This window comes from Streptomyces sp. DS1-CR2, assembly GCF_055760475.1.
This window is the reverse complement of the sequence record NZ_CM147085.1, coordinates 2664211-2681819: the sequence shown is the minus strand read 5'-3', so window position 1 is coordinate 2681819 and position 17609 is coordinate 2664211. Positions and strand designations below refer to the sequence as shown.

Below are 17609 nucleotides of genomic sequence, written 5' to 3'. Positions count from 1 at the left end.
GTCAGCGGATCTGGATGGTGATCGTCGACCCCTTCGGGGCCTCGTCACCGCCCGCCACGGACTGCTTCTTCACGGTGTCGCCGAACAGGCCGAGCAGACCGCGGTCCTTCTCGACGTCGAACCCGCTGTCCTGGAGCTTGTGCTCGGCGTCGTCGACGCTCATGCCCACGACGTCGGGGACCTCGACCATGACCGGGCCCTTGGAGATCTTCAGCGTGACCGTGTCACCCTCGCCGAGCTGCTTGCCCTCGACGGGGGACTGCGCGGCGACGCTGCCCTTGTCCGCGTCCGAGTGCACCCGCTCCGTGGCGATCTCGGCCTTCAGACCCGCGTCCTGAAGGTCGGCGATGGCGTCCTCCTCGGCCTCGCCCGTCACGTCCGGGACGTCCACCGCACTGCCCCTGCTGACCTTGAGCGCGACAGCCGAACCGGCCTTGCGGGTCGTGCCGGACGCCGGGTCCGTGGCGATCACCGACCCCTTGGGGACGTCCTCGCCGAACTCCCTGGTGACCATGCCGGGCTCCAGGCCCGCGTCCTTCAGCCGGCGCTCGGCCCTGGCGAGGGGCGTGCCCTCGAGATCGGGAACCTGCACGGTCTCCGGGCCCAGGGACACCGTCAGATCCACCGCCCCGTTGTCCCGGATGCGGGCACCCGCCCCGGGGTCACTGGCGATGACGGTGCCGCGCTTCACGGTGTCGCTGTACGCGCGCTTGACGTGCCCGAGGTCGAGGCCCGCGTCGGAGAGCCGCTCCTTCGCCTGCGTCTGCGTCTTGGCGAGCAGCGGCGGGACCTTCGTGAACTGGCCCGAGTTGATGTACCAGACGCCCGCGCCGAGGCCGAGGGCGAGCAGCACGGCCGCGACGGCGGCGAGCACACCGCGCCGCGGACGACGCCTCCGGGAAGGTGCGGGCGGCGGGGGAGGTGTCTCGAAGCGGCTCGTGCGGTTCAGCTCCGCCTGCGGGTCCTGGTCGTCGGCGGGCAGCGGGAGCTGTATGCCCCTGGTCCGCAGCGCCCGCGGGATCACGCTCGTACGGTCGTCCGAGATGTCACGGTCCCCGAGGTCCTCGGGCCGTGCGGCCGGCGGCACCGCGTCGAGCTGTGCGTCCGTGAGGGCGGCCCTGGCCCCCCTGACCTGGGCGAGCAGCGCCACCGCGTCGTACGGCCTGGGTCCGGGCGTGCGCGCGGTCGCGGACGCGACGAGCTGGTCCAGCTCCGCGGGCAGGCCGGGCACGGACGCGGACGGGGGCGGCACGTCCTCGTTCAGGTGCTGGTAGAGGACCTGGGCGGGGGAGTCGCCCGAGTGCGGCTTGGCGCCCGTGAGCATCTCGTAGAGCACCACCCCGCACGCGTACACGTCGACGCGGGGGTCGGCGGTGCCCGACTCGATCTGCTCGGGGGCGAGGTAGGAGACGGTGCCGAGGACGGCGCCCGTGGTGTTCGTGACGGTGTCCACGGCCCGTACGAGGCCGAAGTCCGCCACCTTCACGCGGCCGTCGTCCCCTATCAGGACGTTCTCCGGCTTCATGTCGCGGTGCACGAAGCCCGCGCGGTGCGCGGCGCCGAGCGCGGCGAGGACCGGCTCCAGGATGTCGAGCGCGGCACGCGGCCGCAGTGCCCCGCGGTCCCTCAGGACGTCCCGCAGGGTGCAGCCCGCGACGTACTCCATCGCCAGATAGACGTACTGGCCGTCCGCGCCCTGGTCGAAGACCCCGACCACATTCGGGTGGGAGAGCCGGGCGACGGACTTGGCCTCGCGGATGAAGCGCTCGACGAACGAGACGTCGGCGGCGAGGGCCGGGTGCATCACCTTGAGCGCGAGCACGCGGTCGAGGCGGGTGTCCACGGCCCTGTAGACCGTGGCCATCCCGCCGACCGCGATGCGTGCGTCGACGCGGTACCGGCCGTCGAGCACCTGCCCGACGAGAGGGTCCTGAAGGGTCGTGTCCACGCAGGCGAGTGTACGAGCCGCCGCCGACACCCGGCTCCGCAGTCGTCCACGGACGGCCGTACTGCAGCAGAGCTGTGACCGCGCTGTACGGCCCTCAGAACGCGGGCCGCTCCGGGTCGAGCCTGGCCATCCCGGACACGGGCGACGAGGCCTCGGCGAAGTGCCTGCGGGGGATCCGGCCCGCCCGGAACGCCAGCCGCCCCGCCTCGACCGCGTGCCGCATGCCCTCCGCCATCAGGATCGGCTCCTGCGCGCGGGTCACGGCTGAGGCGAGCATCACACCGGCGCACCCCAGCTCCATCGCGAGCGCCGCGTCGGACGCGGTCCCGGCGCCCGCGTCCAGGATCACCGGCACGCGCGCGTGCTCGGTGATCAGCTGGAAGTTGTGCGGGTTGCGGATGCCGAGCCCGGAGCCGATGGGGGAGCCGAGCGGCATGACAGCGGCGCAGCCCACGTCCTCCAGCTTCCGCGCGAGCACCGGGTCGTCGTTCGTGTAAGGCAGAACGGTGAAGCCGTCGTCGACGAGGATCTCGGCCGCGTCCAGGAGCTCGATCGGGTCGGGCAGCAGGGTGCGCTCGTCCGCGATGACCTCCAGCTTGACCAGGTCGGTGCCGAGGGCCTCGCGCGCGAGGCGGGCGGTCAGGACGGCCTCACCGGCGGTGAAACAGCCCGCCGTGTTGGGCAGCACCTGGATCCCCAGTTTCTCCAGGACGGAGAGCACGGAGCCCTGCACGCTCGCGTCCACGCGCCGCATCGCGACGGTCGTCAGCTCCGTGCCGGACGCGACGAGGGAGCGTTCCAGGACGTCGAGGCTGGGCGCCCCGCCCGTGCCCATGATCAGGCGGGACGAGAAGGACGTACCGCCGATGACCAAGGAGTCGTCAGCCATGGGTTCAGCCTCCCTGGACCGCGGTGAGGACCTCGACTCGGTCCCCGTCCGAGAGTGCGGTGACGGCCCACTGCGCGCGCGGGACGACGGTTTCGTTGAGTGCGGCGGCGACCCCGGACGGCGCGGTGGTCAGCGCCGAGACGAGAGCGTCGAGCGTGGTGCCCGGGGCGACCTGGCGGCCCTCGCCGTTCACGGATACGTGGGTGACGGACACGGTCATACGGACTGCTCCACAGAGACGGGTGCGGGGACGGCGCCGAAGCGCCGCGGAGTGAAGGGGCGGGCCACTTCGGGGAGTTCGCCCGTGGCGAGGACGTGGGCCATGGAGTCGCCGGTGACCGGCGTGAGCAGCACGCCGTTGCGGTAGTGGCCGGTGGCGAGCAGCAGGCCCGGCAGAGCGGTCGGGCCGAGGATCGGGGCGTTGTCGGGAGAGGCGGGGCGCAGGCCCGCGCGGGTCTCCGTGAGCGGCAGCTCCGTGATGCCGGGAACCAGCTCGTGGGCGTCGCGCAGCAGCTCGTAGACGCCGCCCGCGGTGACCGTCGTGTCCCAGCCGAGCTCCTCGCTGGTGGCCCCGACGACGAGTTCGCCGTTGACCCGGGGCACCAGATAGAGGTTGCCGCCGCGCACGACGGCGCGCACGGTGCGGCTCAGGAACGGTGCGTACACCTTCGGCACGGTCAGGCGCAGGACCTGTCCCTTCACCGGGCGTACCGGCGGCAGCACGTCGTCCGGGACTCCGGCGAGGCGGCCGCTGAGGCTGCCGCCGGCGAGGACGACCTGGTCCGCGTCGAGCCCGGTGCCGTCGGCGAGGACCACGCCGCGCGCGCCCTCGCGGACGACTGTCAGCCGCTCGGCCCACTGCCGGTGGAACCGCACCCCGGCCCGCTCACAGGCCGCGACAAGGGCCTTCGCGAGGCGCCTCGGGTCGATCTGGTGGTCACCGTCGACGCGCAGGCCGCCCCGCACGGACGGGGCAAGCATCGGTTCGAGGCGCCGGCACTCACGGCCCGTCAGCCACTCCGACTCCAGGCCCGACTTGCGCTGGAGGGCGTGCAGTTCCCGAAGGTGCGCGCGGTCGTCCGCGTCGAGCGCGACGGCGAGGGTGCCGCACGCGCGGTAGCCGAGGTCGAGCCCGGTGGCCTCGGAGAGCTCGGCCGCGAACGCCGGATAGCGGCGCGCGGACTCCACGTTGAGCCCGAGGAGGGTCTGTTCGGCCTCTCCGTAGTGCAGTTCGGTGACGGCGGCGAGCATCCCGGCCGCCACCTGCGCGGCCCCGCCGCCCGGTTCGGGGTCCACGACCGCGGTGCGCAGCCCGCGCTGCGCGGCCCGCCACGCGGTGACGAGACCGATGATCCCGCCGCCCACGACCAGGACGTCGGAGCCTTCCGAGCCTTCTGAAGTACGCGACATGGGCGTCCAGCCCCTCCCTTCGCCGGCATGACCCGGATCAGGTTCGTACGGTCGGAGGCCGTCACAGCCTCCCTCTCAGCCCGGTGCGTCCGGGCTCCCGCGAGTGCTTTACGGTGGTCACCCTAAACCGTCCCCCCGACCCCCAGTAAGGGAGCCCGCCCGCATGGCCCGCTCGCTCGACGGACTCGTCCTCGCCCCGGTCGCCGACCAGGCCCCCGGTCAGGTGGGTACGCGGACGCGGTTCACGTACCACGAGGAGGACGGCCGGATCTGGGCCGAGTACGCGGGCGGGGACGTCGTGCGCGGCCACCTCGTGGGCATCCGTGAGGGCGACCGGATCGACTTCAGGTACGTACAGCTGAAGACGGACGCGACGACCTCCTCCGGACACTGCGTCTCGCTCGTCGCGGACCTTCCCGACGGGCGGGTGCGGCTGGACGAGACGTGGGAGTGGGAGTCGCAGGCGGGCAGCGGGACGAGCGTCGTCGAAGAGGTCCCGGGCGCCTGACGGCGGGGGCGCGGACGGCCGAAGCGGTCGAACCGGCGGCCGGTGTGGAAGACGTCACGGGACCGGAGTGACGCGGCCCGCTGACTGACTGAACGTCAGGTGCATATGGTGATCCGGTGAGCGAGCAGACCCAGAACCAGGCCCCGGTGCCCCAGGCAGGGCGGCACGTCGTCATCGTCGGCGCCGGGATGGCGGGGGTCCAGACCGCCGTGGCCCTGCGCGAACAGGGCTTCACCGGCGCCGTCACGCTGATCGGCGCGGAACCCCACCAGCCGTACGACCGGCCTCCGCTGTCCAAGGCCGTCCTGCTCGGCAAGGCCGAGGGGTCTGCCTTCGACGTGGACTTCGAAGCCCTCGACATCACGCTCGAACTGGGCCGCGAGGTCACCGGCGTACGCCCCGCCGAGCACACCCTCGACACCGCCACCGGACCCGCCCCCTACGACGTCCTCGTCCTCGCGACCGGCGCCGAGCCCATCCGGCTGCCCGGCACGGAGGACATCCCCGGCGTCCATCTGCTGCGCACGCTCGACGACGCCGAACGCCTGCGCCCCGTCCTCGCCGCGCAGCGCCACATCGTCGTCGTCGGCGCGGGCTGGATCGGCGCCGAGTTCGCCACCGCGGCCCGTGAGGCCGGATGCGAGGTCACCGTCGTCGAGGCGGCCGAGCGGCCGCTCGCCGGAGCGCTGCCCGAGGAGGTCGCCGCCCCCATGGCCGCCTGGTACGCGGACGCCGGGGCGGAACTGCGCACCCACGCGCGCGTGGAGCACATCGAGCCGGGATCCGTGGTCCTCGACGACGGCACCCGGGTGCCCGCAGGTGCCGTGGTCGTCGGCATCGGGGCCCGCCCCGCCACCGGCTGGCTCACCGGCTCCGGCATCACGCTCGGCGCCCACCGCGAGGTCGTGGCGGACAACCGCCTGCGCACCTCCGAGCCCGATGTGTACGCCGTCGGCGACTGCTCGTCCTTCCCTTCGGGCCGGTACGGCGAGCGCCTGATGGTCCACCACTGGGACAACGCGCTCCAGGGCCCCCGCACGGTCGCCGCCAACATCATCGGCGAGAACCCGGCGACGTACGACCCCGTGCCGTACTTCTGGTCGGAGCAGTTCGGCCGCTTCGTGCAGTACGCCGGACATCACGCGGCCGCCGACACCACCGTGTGGCGCGGCGACCCGCAGGGCGCGTCCTGGAGCGTGTGCTGGCTGCGCCAGAGCCGGCTCGTCGGCGTCCTCGCCGTGGGCCGCCCGCGCGACCTGGCCCAGGGGCGCAAGCTCATCGAGTCGGGCGCCCCTCTGGACCCGCAGGTCATCAGCGACCCGGCCCGCCCGCTGAAGGCCGCTGTCGTCTGACCGCCCCGCCGGGGCGACCGGGCCTTTTGCGTGGCCGCGTTTCCCACTGTCAGTCCAAGATGGCAGGCTTGTCCTGTGACCGAGATTGACGCAAAGATCGATGCTCTCGTCCCCGAGTGGCTCACCCTCCCCGACATCGCCGAGCAGTTCGGCGTGGAGGTGACGCGCGTGCGGCAGCTGGTGAAGGAAGGCCAGGTGATCGCCGTACGCCGTGGGGAGAACAGGGCGCTGCACGTGCCCGCCGCCTTCATCGACGGCGACAAGGTCGTCAAGGGCCTCACCGGGACTCTGACCCTGCTCAGGGACGACGGCTACAACGACGAAGAGATGCTCGAGTGGCTCTTCACCCCCGACCCGACCCTGCCGGGCACCCCCGCGCAGGCGCTGAGCGAGAATCGCGGCACGGAGGTGAAGCGCCGCGCCCAGGCGCTCGCCGTCTGACCTGACAACCGTCCGGCGTGCGGGCCGCGCTCACCGCTGCCCGCACGCCACCGACCAGGGGGGACTCACCCATGGCCATGGCCGCAACGCAGCGCGCCCAGCTCGCCGACGCCCGGCTGTACCTGTGCACGGACGCCCGCAAGCGCCAGGGCGACCTCCCCGAGTTCCTCGACGCCGTCCTGGCGAACGGCGTGGACATCGTGCAGCTGCGTGACAAGGGCATGGAGGCGGGCGAGGAGCTGGAGCACCTGGCCGTCTTCGCCGACGCCGCCGCGCGCCACGGCAAGCTGTTCGCGGTCAACGACCGGGCGGACGTCGCCCACGCCGCCGGCGCCGACGTCCTGCACCTGGGCCAGGGCGACCTGCCGGTCGCGGCCGCCCGCGCCATCCTCGGCGAGGACGTCCTGATCGGCCGCTCCACGCACGCCGACACGGAGGCCGCCGCGGCCGCCGTCCAGGACGGCGTGGACTATTTCTGCACCGGCCCCTGCTGGCCGACCCCCACCAAGCCCGGCCGGTACGCGCCCGGCCTCGACCTGGTGCGCCACACGGCCTCGCTCGGCCCGGACCGCCCCTGGTTCGCGATCGGCGGCATCGACGCGGGCAATCTGGACGAGGTACTGGAAGCGGGCGCAAGCCGCGTCGTCGTGGTCCGCGCCATCACCGAGGCGGACGACCCGGGCGCGGCGGCGGCCGGCTTCGCGAAGCGGCTGCGTACGGCCTGACCCGTTCGGCCGGGCCCCGCCAAGACGTGTGTCCGCAGGGTGGACGGGGATTAGGGGCAGGGCCCTCCCGTGGCTAACCTGCCCATATGGCCCTTGGCACCGCTTCCACCAGGACTGATCGCGCACGCACCGTGCGCGACATGCTCGCGACCGGCAAGACGACCTTCTCGTTCGAGTTCTCGGCGCCGAAGACCCCGAAGGGTGAGCGGAACCTCTGGAACGCGCTGCGACGAGTCGAGGCCGTCGCGCCCGACTTCGTCTCCGTGACGTACGGCGCCGGTGGCTCCACCCGCGCGGGCACCGTCCGCGAGACCGAGCAGATCGTCGCCGACACGACCCTGACCCCGGTCGCCCACCTCACGGCCGTCGACCACTCCGTGGCCGAGCTGCGCAACATCATCGGGCAGTACGCGGACGCGGGCATCAGGAACATCCTCGCCGTGCGCGGAGACCCGCCCGGCGACCCCATGGCCGACTGGCTCGCGCACCCCGAGGGCCTGACCTACGCCGCCGAACTGGTCCGGCTCATCAAGGAGTCGGGCGACTTCTGCGTAGGCGTCGCGGCCTTCCCTGCGATGCACCCGCGCTCCGAGGACTGGGACTCCGACGTCCGCCACTTCGTGGACAAGTGCCGGGCGGGCGCCGACTACGCGATCACCCAGATGTTCTTCTACCCCGAGGAATACCTGCGGCTGCGCGACCGGGTCGAGGCAGCGGGTTGCGACACCCCCGTCATCCCGGAGATCATGCCGGTCACGAGCGTGCGCATGCTGGAGCGGCTGCCGCAGCTCAGCAACGCCACGTTCCCGCCCGCCCTGAAAGAGCGCATCCTCACAGCCAAAGACGATCCGGCGGCTGTACGCTCCATTGGCATCGAGTTCGCGACGGAGTTCTGCGCGAAGCTGCTGGACGAGGGCGTTCCGGGTCTGCACTTCATCACGCTCAACAACTCCACGGCGACACTGGAGATCTACGAGAATCTGGGCCTGCACGACCAGCGGGCCTGACCCGGCCGTATTCCACCAGGGGCGGCGGCCGTACGAGAGGGGCGTACATGGGCTGGACGGTCCTCTACATCGCGTTCGGAATCGTCGCGTTGTGGCTGCTCGGTGAGGTACTGCTCCAGTACAAGGCGAGGCTGCGCTTCCGGCTGCTCGCCTTCGTCGGCTTTGTCGGCGTCGTCCTCGGTGTGCTGATCCCGTCGGTGATCGTCATCGGGATCGGCGCCATCACGTTCGCGGTCGGCCAGACGTATGTGACGCTGTCGTTCCGCAGGGGCTTCTCCACGGGCTGGGCGCTCGGCGGGAACCCCGGCGTCAGCAAGCGGCGCAAGCTCAGGGAGCCGGTCCACCAGGACCCGGTCCTCGAGGTCTCCGACCTGGAGTACGAGTCGGCCGACCCGGCCGCCCCCGAGCCCGAGTCCGCGGCCGAGGTGACGTCGGTCTACGCGCCGCAGCCGATGCCCGACGACACCGGCCAGTACGGCGTCTACACCCCGGCCGCCGCCCACACGGACGCGGCCGCACAGGGCTACGCCTACGACGCGTACGCGGGCTACGACCAGCAGCAGTACGGCTACGACAACGGCCAGCAGCAGTACGCCGCCTACTCCGACCCGTACATCGGGACGCAGACCTACCCGGCGCAGCCCCAGTACGACGACGCCTACGGCACGGGACAGCAGTACGGCGACCCGTACGCGAACGGCGGCTACGGCATGGAGACGCCGCCCGGCGGGGTCTGGGTACCCCAGCAGCGCACCGGCGACGACCAGCACCAGCAATACGGCGGCGAACTGCCCCCGGAGCAGCCCTACCCGTACGAGCAGAACGGCCAGGGCGGCTACGACGGCGGCTCCGGCTACAACGAGCAGCAGCAGTACCGCTACTGAACCCGGCGGGCGTCGCCCGTCACTGCGAGCCGCGGAAGTCCGGGCCCTCCACGATCAGCCCGGCCGCCAGCGCGCCCGACATCCCCGCGTGCGGCAGCCCGCCGCCCGGGTGCGACCAGCCGCCGACGGCGAGCAGGCCCGGAACGAGCGTGCTGTTGGACGGGTGCAGAAGCCGGCCGGAGGCCGCTGCCAGGGCAGGTGCGGGCACCGAACCGCCGTCGGCTCCGGTCGCCTCGGCGACATCCGACGGCGTGCGGACCTCGTGCCACAGCAGGCGGTCGCGCAGCCCGGGGACCGCCTGCCCGGCGACGTCGATGACGCGCTCCACGTCCGCGTCCGTCACGCGCGCGCCGCGCGCCACCGTGACCACCAGTGTGACCGCCTCATGGTCCGGGTCCGGCACCACGGAGGCGTCGTCGGGACGCAGGACCGTGACCGTCGGCCGCTCCGCCACCGCCGTCCCCCCGCCGAACAGCGAGGCCAGCTCGGCCTCCCGGTCCGCCGCGTGCACGACCGTCCGGTGCGGGGCGTCGCCGGGACGCGCGCCGCGCAGCGCCAGGAACACCGTCAGCCGGCTCGGCAGCGCCGACTGCGGCGCCACGTCGTCCTCGCCCCTGAGCGCCCGCCCGGGCAGCAGTGCTTCGAGGACGCCGGGCGCCACACCGGCGACCACGAAGTCGGCCTCCATGACCCTGCCCCCGGCCAGCTCGACGCCTGCCACCCGGCCGTCCTTCTCCACGATCCGCGCCACCGGCGCGTCGAACTCGAACTCGACCTTCCGCCGAAGACACCGCTCGTACACGGCCCGCGCCAGCTCCCGCATCCCGCCGCGCACCGCCCAGGTGCCGAACGTCTGCTCCATGTACGGCAGCACGGCCGCGCTCGCCGGAGCCGTACGCGGATCGAGGCCGGACGCGAGCGCGTACTGCTCGAGGAGCGCCACGAGCCGCGGGTCCCCGCCCAGCTCAAGAGCGGCCACCTCGGAGAGCGTCGTCGCCGACAGGTCCTTGCGCAGCATCCGGCGGCGGACCACCACGGGGTACGGCTCGCGGTCCGCGAGGATCCGCCAGTTCGGCCACAGGGGCTCTTCGAGGAGCGGGCGCCGGGTGCGGTCCCATGCCTCGCGCGCCCGGTTCATGAACGCCGACCAGCGCGCCCCCGAGCCCTCGCCGAGCGCCGCGTCCAGGGCGTCGGCGATGCCCGCGCGCCGCGCGTTCGGCAGGTCCACCGCCGTGCCGTCCGCGAAGACATGCCGCACGGCGGGCTCCACCTGGGTCAGCCCGACCGCGTCCTCCAGGGGTTCCTTGCCCGTCTTGATGAACAAGTCCCGGTAGACCGCGGGCAGTTGGAGCAGCCCCGGGCCCGTGTCGAACGAGAAGCCGTCCCGAGCGAAGCCGCCGAGCGCCCCGCCGTACGTCGACGCGCGCTCGTACACCGCCACCCGGTGGCCTGCCACGGCCAGCCGGGCAGCGGCCGCCATCGCGCCCATCCCGGCGCCGATCACCGCAATCCGTGCCATGTCAGCGACTTTATCGGCCCCCACTGACACTCTCGCCGACAGCCCGTCCGGGGGCCGGATCAGCCCGGCGGCGCCCCGGTACGGTCCGCGATCCGCCGCTCCTCGCGCCGTTGCGCCCGGCGCCGCAGGAACCGCCGGATCCGCGAGATCAGGAAGTACAGCATGAACAGACCGAGGAAGAGCAGGACGGCGGCGATGATCGCGGCCGCCTCGGGATGGAATATGGCGAATGTGATGATCCCGGCGACCCCGAGGTCCTCGGCCGAGCTCACCGCGACGTTGCTGAACGGCTCGGGCGAGGTGTTGATCGCCATCCGCGTCCCGGCCTTCACAGCGTGGCTGGCCAGCGCCGTCGACCCGCCGACCGCACCCGCCGCGAGGTCGGACAGCGACCCGCTCTGGCCGGCGAGCAGCGCGCCCACAACTGCACCCGATACCGGCCGGATCACCGTGTGCGCGGTGTCCCAGAGCGAGTCCACGTAAGGGATCTTGTCGGCAACGGCCTCGCACAGGAACAGCACCCCGGCGGCGATGAGCACGTCGGTGCGCTGGAGCGACTCGGGGACTTCGTCGGTCAGCCCGGTCGCGCCGAAGACACCGAGGAGGAGGACCACCGCGTACGCGTTGATCCCGCTCGCCCAGCCGCTGGTGAAGACCAGGGGGAGTACGGACACGGACGTGATCGTAACCAGTCGCGAACTGTGCGTCCTGGGCATGAGCACCCAGGCCTGAGTATCCGTACCCAGTACGTGAGATGAGTAGCTGCGCGGATGGGGTCCGACCTGCGCGGACGGGAGAGTGGAGGCACGGAAGGGGGCGCGGCGCCGGTACCGCCGACACGGGGCGGCGGAACAGCGCTTCGCCCCCTTGGCCGCTCCTCCCGCCACGGCGGGGCGAGGTACGGGGGCCCGCACGACCGACGGGCCCACGGGGGAACACGGGGGATACGGGGAACACGGGGGACGCGCCGGTCCGGTGAGGCCTGAGAATGCGGGCCACGCCGGACCGGCGCTCTGTTTTGTCTCCCCTTCGCGTGCGGGAGCGGTCAGCGGCCGCCCGTCACGCGTCCCTGAAGCAGCCGCGACAGCGCCGCGTGGACGTCGTCCAGGGAGCGCTCCGACTGGAAGGCCTGCCAGTCGAGCGCGGCCACCAGGACCATGCCGACCAGCGCCGCCGCCGTCAGCGGGATGTCGATCTCCTCGCTCAGCTCACCGCCCTCGACAGCGTCCCGCAGCACGCCCTCCACTACGGCGACGGCCTCCTGCCTGACCACGGCGAGGGTGGACTGCCAGGCGCGGTTCGTGCGCCACAGCTCGGCCACGTACAGCTGGGTGAAGGCCGGATAGCGGTCGATGAAGACGAGGCCGGCCCGGATCATCGCGTCCAGGGCGTCGATCTTGCTGCCGCCGCTCGCGGCCGTCTTCTCCGACGCCTCCCGCAACGAGGCGGTGAGAAGCCCGACGCCGTGCCGGAGCAGCTCTTCGAAGAGCACCGACTTGCTGGCGAAGTTGTAGTAGACCGTGCCTTTCGCGACCCCGGCGCGTTCGGCGATCTCGTCGACCGTGGTGGCCGAGAACCCCTGCTCCGCGATGAGCGTGACCGCGGCCTCGTACAGCTTCTGCCGGGTGGCCTGGCGCCGTGTGCTGCTTTCCATACCCCTGATTCTCACAGGCGGCGGTGCGGGTGCGCTCACAGGCTGAGCTCGGGGTGCAGCCGGTCCAGTGTCCACACCTGCTTGCCGCGGGCGCTCAGCGCGGTCAGGGCCAGCGCGCCGGCCGTGAACGCGGCGAGCACGGCACACGCCTGCCACACGGGTCCGAGGCCGCCGCCCGAGATCAGTCTCCGCAGCGCCTCGACGACGTACGTCATCGGCAGGAAGGGGTGGATCGCGTTGAAGAAGCCGGGGCTCGTCTGCACGGGATAGGTGCCGCCCGCCGACGTCAACTGGAGCATCAGGACGGCGAGTACGAGGATCCGGCCCGCCGCTCCGAAGCAGGCGTTCAGCCACTGCACGATCGCCGCGAAGCACGCCGTGACGAGGAACAGGAAGCCGACCGTTGCGGCCGCCCTGACCATCTGGAGCCCCAGCGCCCAGTGCAGCACGGACATCAGGGCGGCCACCTGGAGCACCCCGAGCGCGGCCACGGGCAGCCAGCCGGCCAGCGCGATCCGCCAGGCGGAGGCGCCCGCGGCGAGTGCGCGCCGGTTGAGCGGCTGGATCAGCATGTAGGCCACCATCGCGCCGACCCACAGGGACAGCGGGATGAAGTAGGGGGCGAATCCGGTGCCGTAGTTGGGCGCCTTGTGCAGGGACTGCGAGGCGAGCTGGACCGGGTCGGACATGACGCCGGTGCGCTGGTCGCGGTCCTTCTTGTCGTAGTCGGGGATCCGCTTCACCCCGTCGTGGAGCCCGCCGGCCAGCTCTCCGGAGCCGTCGGCCAGCTTGAACATGCCGCCGTTGAGATCGCCGGCGCCCGTCTTCAGCTTGCCGACGCCCGTGTCGAGGTCCGCCGAGCCCGTCTTCGCCGTGCCGAGCCCGGTATGCAGCTGCTCGGCACCCTTGGCGACCTGGCCCGCGCCCTTGTTGAGAGCATTGATCTTCGAGACGGCGGTGGCCACGTCCTGGTCAAGCGTCGGGGCGTGCTTGGCCAGTGCCTCGGACTGCCGCTGGAGCGTGGCGAGATGGCGGTCGAGGGTGTCCAGGTCGCCGTGGTCGTCCTCGATCAGGACGTTCAGGTCGTCGGCGACCTTCGCCACATCGGCCGCCGCCACCTTGGCCTTCTTCAGGTCGGGGCAGGCCGGGTCGGGCAGGGGCAGGGTCTCGCAGCGCGCCTTGTAGACCGCGTCCAGGGCGTCGGACCCGGCGTGCGCGCCCTTGGCGGCCGTCGGCGCCGATTTCACCAGGACGTCGAGGTTGTGCCGGATGCCCTTCGCGGAGTCGGCGACGAGCCGGGCGGTGTCGCCGATCGCCTTCTTGTTGTCCTTCAGGAACGGGCGCACCTGCCCCGCGACGCCGTTGACCTTGTCGGCGAGGAGCTGGGTGCCGTCGGAGACCTGCTGCGAGCCGGACTCCAGATCCCCCGCGCCCTTGTTCAGCTTCTTGATCCCGCCGGCCAGCTCACCGCTGCCCTTCTTGGCGTCCTTCAGACCGTCCGCCAGGTCCTTGGACCCCTTCTTCGCCTTGCCGATGCCGCCCTTGAGCTGGTCGGCCCCCTTCGCGGCCTTCTTGGTCGCGTCGTGGATGTCGGAGAACGAGATGAAGATCCGGTCGAGGAACGAGCGCGACGCGTTGGTGGACGCCGCCGAACGCACCTCGGAGAACACCGTCCGCGAGATCTGCCCGACGATGTAGTTGTTGGCGTCGTTCGTCCGCACCTGAAGAGCGCCCGTCTCCGGGGTGTCCCCGGAGCTGGACGCGATGCGCTCGCTGAAGTCCGCGGGCATCGTCAGCGACAGGTAGTACGTCCCGTCCTCGACGCCCTTGCGGGCCTGCGCCGCGCTCACCTCATGCCACTCGAAGGTCTTGCTGTCGCGCAGCCCCTCGGTGATGTCGTCGCCGGCCACGATCTTCTGGCCGGCGGCCCGCGCCCCCCTGTCGTCGTTGACGAGCGCTACGGGAATCCTGTCGAGACGCCCGTACGGGTCCCAGAACGACCACAGGTACAGGGCGCCGTACAGCAGGGGCAGCAGCAGGAGCGCGGCGAGCGCGGCGCGCGGCAGCTTCCCCCTGCCGAAGCGCCTGAGCTCAAGCGCGGCCAGCTTCGGCGAGCGCATCCGCCGTCTCCTTCTTGTCGGTCCCGGGATTATCGGGGCTCTGCTCGTCCGCTTCGTCGCGGGGCGCCGTCGATACGACGACCGCGCCCTTCGGCGCCTCGCTGCACACCGCCACGACCGTCGTGCCGGACTCGGCGACGGACCTCAACAGGTCCCAGACCTGCGCCCGTTCGGCGTCGGAGAGCTTCAGGTCTGTGTCGTCGACGCCGAGCAGCGGCGGCCGCCCGATCAGTGCGAGGGCCACCGACAGCCGGAGCGCCTCGATCCGCTCGAGGTCGCGCACGGCGGTGCGGGTGCCCTTCGGCAGCGCCTCGCGGTCGAGGCCCGCGGCGGCCAGCGCGGTGTCGATCCGCAGCCGCGAGGCGGCCGCACGCTCGGCCCTTGGCCGCAGCAGCGTCCGCAGGGAACCGTCGAACCGCCGCTGCAGCAGCGCCCGTTCGCACAGATGCTCCTCGACCGTCAGCGCGGGATCGAGGTCGGTGACCCCGGGCACATGGGCGAGAGCGCTGATCCGCCGGACCGCGGACAACTGCTTCGGCAGCCGGAAGGGGCCGACGGACGCGGCGCCCTCGGTGGGCCGCATACGTCCGGTGAGGGCGAGCAGCAGGCAGGTGCGGCCCGACCCGGACGGCCCTTCGACGGCGACGAGCGCCCCGGGCTCCGCGTCGATGTCCACCCCGCGGAACGCCCAGCCGCGCGGGCCCTTGAGCCCGAACCCCTCGGCGCTGACGGCGACCGCGTTCGGACCGTCCATGGTCAGGCCCCCATTTGTTTGAACTGACTGGTCAGTGCAAAAGCTAGCCCGAACTGTCGCTCGAAGCAAAAGTGCAGGTCAGGGCCGATTGTCAGTGGCGTACTCCACGATGGGCACATACGGCCACTGAGCCGTCACGCAGACGACAGGAGGTTCGTCATGGCTGGACATTCAGCAGCAGCCGCACGCCGGCCCCGCGCCACAGGCCCTGCACCCTCGCTGACCGGACCCGCCGCCGACGTCCACCCCGTACTCCGCCGGACAACTGCCCCTCCCGCCGCTCTTGACCTGCTCGCCCAGGCGCGCACGGGCCTCGACGAGGCGGCCCTCCTCGAAACGCCCAACGAGCGGTACGCCACGGCCCATCTCGCCGCGCTGCGCACCGCGGCCGCCGTACTCGCCGCCCGCGGCCGCCCCGAACCCACACCCCGACGCCGCGCCCGGATACGGAGCGCCTGGGAAGTGCTCCCCGAGATCGCACCCGAACTGACCGAGTGGAGCGCCCTGTTCGCCTCCGGCGCCACCCGCAGGGCACGCGCCGAAGCGGGCATCCAGGGAGCGGCCAGCATCCGCGACGCGGACGACCTGCTCCGCGACGTCGCGATGTTCCTGCGCCTCGTCGAGCGGATGCTGGTCCTCCAGCCGTTACTGCCCCAGCCCAGGGCGCAGGACGAGGGCCCGGCGGCGGGCCGGGAGGTGCCCGACGTGGGGTGACCGGACAGTACTCACGAGGCAATAGGGTGGAGGCGCCCGAAGCCTCCACCCATCGCCGTGCCGGTGGGGGAGGAATCCCCATCGCTCCGCAGCCCATGAGCCGGAGCCGCGCCGAGGAGTCACCTGTCGTGTCGGACCCGATGCGCCCCCGCGCTTCTCTCCGTACCGCCGTGGTCTGGGACGTTCTCAAGGACGCCCTCGACCGTCGCGTCAAGGCCACGGGGCGCGAGTCGCTCGACGTGCTCGACACCGGAGGCGGCAGCGGCAACTTCGCGGTGCCCGTAGCCGGCCTCGGTCACCGCGTCACCGTCGTCGACCCCAGCCCGAACGCGCTCTTCGCACTCGAGCGCCGCGCGGCCGAGGCCGGCGTGGCCGACCGCGTACGCGGGGTGCAGGGCGACGTCTCCGGTCTCTTCGACGTCGTCGAGCGCGACGGATACGACGTGGTCCTGTGCCACGGCGTCCTGGAGTACGTCGACGACCCGGCCGAGGGCGTACGCAACGCGGTGGGCGCCCTCCGCTCCTCCGGCGTCCTCAGCCTGCTCGCCGCGGGACTCGGCGGCGCCGTGCTCGCCCGGGCACTCGCCGGGCACTTCAAGGAGGCCAGGCAGGCCCTCGGCGACCCGGCGGGCCGCTGGGGCGACGGCGACCCCGTGCCGCGCCGCTTCAGCGCCGAGCAGCTCACCCAGCTCGTCGGATCCGCGGGCGTCGAGGTCGGCGCGGTGCACGGCGTACGGGTCTTCGCCGACCTCGTGCCGGGCGTCCTCGTGGACACCGAACCGGGAGCCCTCCAGGAGCTCCTCAAGCTGGAGGCCGCCGCCGCCGAGGTGCCCGCCTTCCACTCCGTCGCCACGCAACTGCACGTCCTCGGCGAGAAGCAGGGGACCCCGGAGGCCTGACTGCCCCCGGTGACGCGCCGCTGATCAGCGGCGCAGCGGCGGATGGAGTACGCCACAGGCCCCCCGCTTCGGCGCCGGGCGCCGTATGATCGAGGGAGCCGGTCCGGCATGACGGGACGGCCGCCGGGGCATTAAGGCCTCAGCGAGCCGGAGCGGAGTGGTGGTCCTGGTTGGCGAAGTTGGCGTAGAGGGGCGGGTTTCACGGGGGCGATTCCCTGCCTATCCTGAAGGGGACCCCCGGTCGCCCCGGCGACTGCACGATGAGGAGGACTCCGTGCCGCTCTCGGAGCACGAGCAGCGAATGCTCGAGCAGATGGAGCGAGCGCTGTACGCCGAAGATCCCAAGTTCGCGACAGCGCTTGAGGGAAGCGGGCTGCGTACGTACACCCGACGTCGGGTCTACCAGGCAGTCGCCGGCTTCCTGGTGGGTATCGCGCTCCTCATGGCCGGAATGGTCGCACAGCAGATCTGGATCAGCGTGGTGGGGTTCCTCGTCATGCTGGGCTGCGCGGTGCTTGCCGTGACCGGATGGCGCAAAGCGCCCAAGCCCGGTGAACAGCCGGCTGCCGGAGCAGCGCCAGGAGCGCCGCCGGCCGCGCGGCGTCAGGGCAAGCAGCGCCGCTCGATGATGAACCGGATCGAGCAGCGCTGGCAGCGCCGCCGAGACGAACAGGGCGGCCACTGAGCCCCCGCCGGACGAAGTCCTCACGGGATCAACAGTCCTCACAGGAACAGACGTAGCTTCACAGGAACAGACGTAGCTGAGGGGTGACCACTCACGGGTG

18 protein-coding genes and 1 riboswitch are annotated in these 17609 nt (G+C 72.2%); of the genes, 9 read left to right on the top strand and 9 right to left on the bottom strand.

The annotated features are described in order from the left end of the window. Window position 1 precedes the first annotated feature (1 nt). The 4 genes from pknB to thiO all read right to left on the bottom strand — a co-directional run bounded on the left by pknB (window position 2) and on the right by thiO (window position 4247). Window positions 2-1948, bottom strand: a complete 1947-nt coding sequence (gene pknB / locus ACY0PA_RS13190) for a Stk1 family PASTA domain-containing Ser/Thr kinase (protein ID WP_473084796.1) — start codon at window positions 1946-1948, stop codon at window positions 2-4. Between the two features lie 94 nt (window positions 1949-2042). Further along, window positions 2043-2837, bottom strand: a complete 795-nt coding sequence (locus tag ACY0PA_RS13185; RefSeq protein ID WP_372565145.1) for a thiazole synthase — start codon at window positions 2835-2837, stop codon at window positions 2043-2045. A gap of 4 nt (window positions 2838-2841) precedes the next feature. Beyond that, a complete protein-coding gene (thiS, locus tag ACY0PA_RS13180) occupies window positions 2842-3057 on the bottom strand; it encodes a sulfur carrier protein ThiS (RefSeq protein WP_473084795.1) in 216 nt (71 codons plus the stop codon). Further along, complete coding sequence (gene thiO / locus ACY0PA_RS13175; RefSeq protein WP_473084794.1) at window positions 3054-4247, bottom strand: glycine oxidase ThiO; 1194 nt, start codon at window positions 4245-4247, stop codon at window positions 3054-3056. The genes thiS and thiO overlap by 4 nt, the downstream gene beginning before the upstream one ends. Continuing rightward, a riboswitch (TPP riboswitch) is annotated at window positions 4245-4358 on the bottom strand. Its footprint overlaps the gene before it by 3 nt. 52 nt (window positions 4359-4410) lie before the next feature. Here thiO and ACY0PA_RS13170 point away from each other — a divergent pair. The 6 genes from ACY0PA_RS13170 (at window position 4411) to ACY0PA_RS13145 (ending at window position 9164) form a co-directional block, all read left to right on the top strand. Next, on the top strand, window positions 4411-4755 hold the full coding sequence (locus ACY0PA_RS13170; RefSeq protein ID WP_473084793.1) for an avidin-fold protein: 345 nt from the start codon (window positions 4411-4413) through the stop codon (window positions 4753-4755). A gap of 116 nt (window positions 4756-4871) precedes the next feature. Then, window positions 4872-6107 (top strand): NAD(P)/FAD-dependent oxidoreductase, encoded by a 1236-nt coding sequence (locus ACY0PA_RS13165; protein WP_473084792.1) that lies wholly within the window; start codon window positions 4872-4874, stop codon window positions 6105-6107. Window positions 6108-6182: 75 nt separating this feature from the next. Continuing rightward, window positions 6183-6548, top strand: coding sequence for an Rv2175c family DNA-binding protein (locus ACY0PA_RS13160; RefSeq protein ID WP_100592200.1), 366 nt, complete (start codon window positions 6183-6185; stop codon window positions 6546-6548). Between the two features lie 77 nt (window positions 6549-6625). Next, window positions 6626-7273 (top strand): thiamine phosphate synthase, encoded by a 648-nt coding sequence (thiE, locus tag ACY0PA_RS13155; RefSeq protein ID WP_473086307.1) that lies wholly within the window; start codon window positions 6626-6628, stop codon window positions 7271-7273. 86 nt (window positions 7274-7359) lie between these two features. Next, window positions 7360-8280: a methylenetetrahydrofolate reductase [NAD(P)H] gene (gene metF, locus ACY0PA_RS13150; protein ID WP_473084791.1), complete on the top strand. Its 921-nt coding sequence runs from the start codon at window positions 7360-7362 to the stop codon at window positions 8278-8280. A 47-nt stretch (window positions 8281-8327) separates the two neighbouring features. Further along, on the top strand, window positions 8328-9164 hold the full coding sequence (locus ACY0PA_RS13145) for a hypothetical protein (protein ID WP_473084790.1): 837 nt from the start codon (window positions 8328-8330) through the stop codon (window positions 9162-9164). 19 nt (window positions 9165-9183) lie between these two features. Here the strand turns inward: ACY0PA_RS13145 and ACY0PA_RS13140 are convergent, their stop codons facing one another. From ACY0PA_RS13140 to ACY0PA_RS13120, 5 genes are all read right to left on the bottom strand, one after another. Then, the gene (locus ACY0PA_RS13140; RefSeq protein WP_473084789.1) at window positions 9184-10683 is read right to left on the bottom strand and encodes a phytoene desaturase family protein; all 1500 of its coding nucleotides are present in this window, start codon (window positions 10681-10683) and stop codon (window positions 9184-9186) included. A 59-nt stretch (window positions 10684-10742) separates the two neighbouring features. After that, entirely contained in the window at window positions 10743-11399 is a 657-nt protein-coding gene (locus tag ACY0PA_RS13135; protein ID WP_473084788.1) for a DUF4126 domain-containing protein, read from the bottom strand. Between the two features lie 329 nt (window positions 11400-11728). Beyond that, on the bottom strand, window positions 11729-12337 hold the full coding sequence (locus ACY0PA_RS13130) for a TetR/AcrR family transcriptional regulator (protein ID WP_473084787.1): 609 nt from the start codon (window positions 12335-12337) through the stop codon (window positions 11729-11731). Window positions 12338-12372: 35 nt separating this feature from the next. Next, window positions 12373-14457: a YhgE/Pip family protein gene (locus ACY0PA_RS13125; RefSeq protein WP_473084786.1), complete on the bottom strand. Its 2085-nt coding sequence runs from the start codon at window positions 14455-14457 to the stop codon at window positions 12373-12375. Beyond that, the gene (locus tag ACY0PA_RS13120; protein WP_473084785.1) at window positions 14429-15211 is read right to left on the bottom strand and encodes an ATP-binding cassette domain-containing protein; all 783 of its coding nucleotides are present in this window, start codon (window positions 15209-15211) and stop codon (window positions 14429-14431) included. The genes ACY0PA_RS13125 and ACY0PA_RS13120 overlap by 29 nt, the downstream gene beginning before the upstream one ends. A gap of 159 nt (window positions 15212-15370) precedes the next feature. Between ACY0PA_RS13120 and ACY0PA_RS13115 the strand changes: the two genes are divergently transcribed. The 3 genes from ACY0PA_RS13115 to ACY0PA_RS13105 all read left to right on the top strand — a co-directional run bounded on the left by ACY0PA_RS13115 (window position 15371) and on the right by ACY0PA_RS13105 (window position 17509). Beyond that, window positions 15371-15925, top strand: a complete 555-nt coding sequence (locus tag ACY0PA_RS13115) for an SAV_6107 family HEPN domain-containing protein (RefSeq protein WP_473084784.1) — start codon at window positions 15371-15373, stop codon at window positions 15923-15925. Window positions 15926-16053: 128 nt separating this feature from the next. Next, window positions 16054-16824, top strand: a complete 771-nt coding sequence (locus ACY0PA_RS13110; protein WP_100592209.1) for a methyltransferase — start codon at window positions 16054-16056, stop codon at window positions 16822-16824. Window positions 16825-17098: 274 nt separating this feature from the next. Then, window positions 17099-17509, top strand: coding sequence for a DUF3040 domain-containing protein (locus ACY0PA_RS13105; protein ID WP_100592210.1), 411 nt, complete (start codon window positions 17099-17101; stop codon window positions 17507-17509). The last annotated feature ends 100 nt before the right edge of the window (window positions 17510-17609 follow it).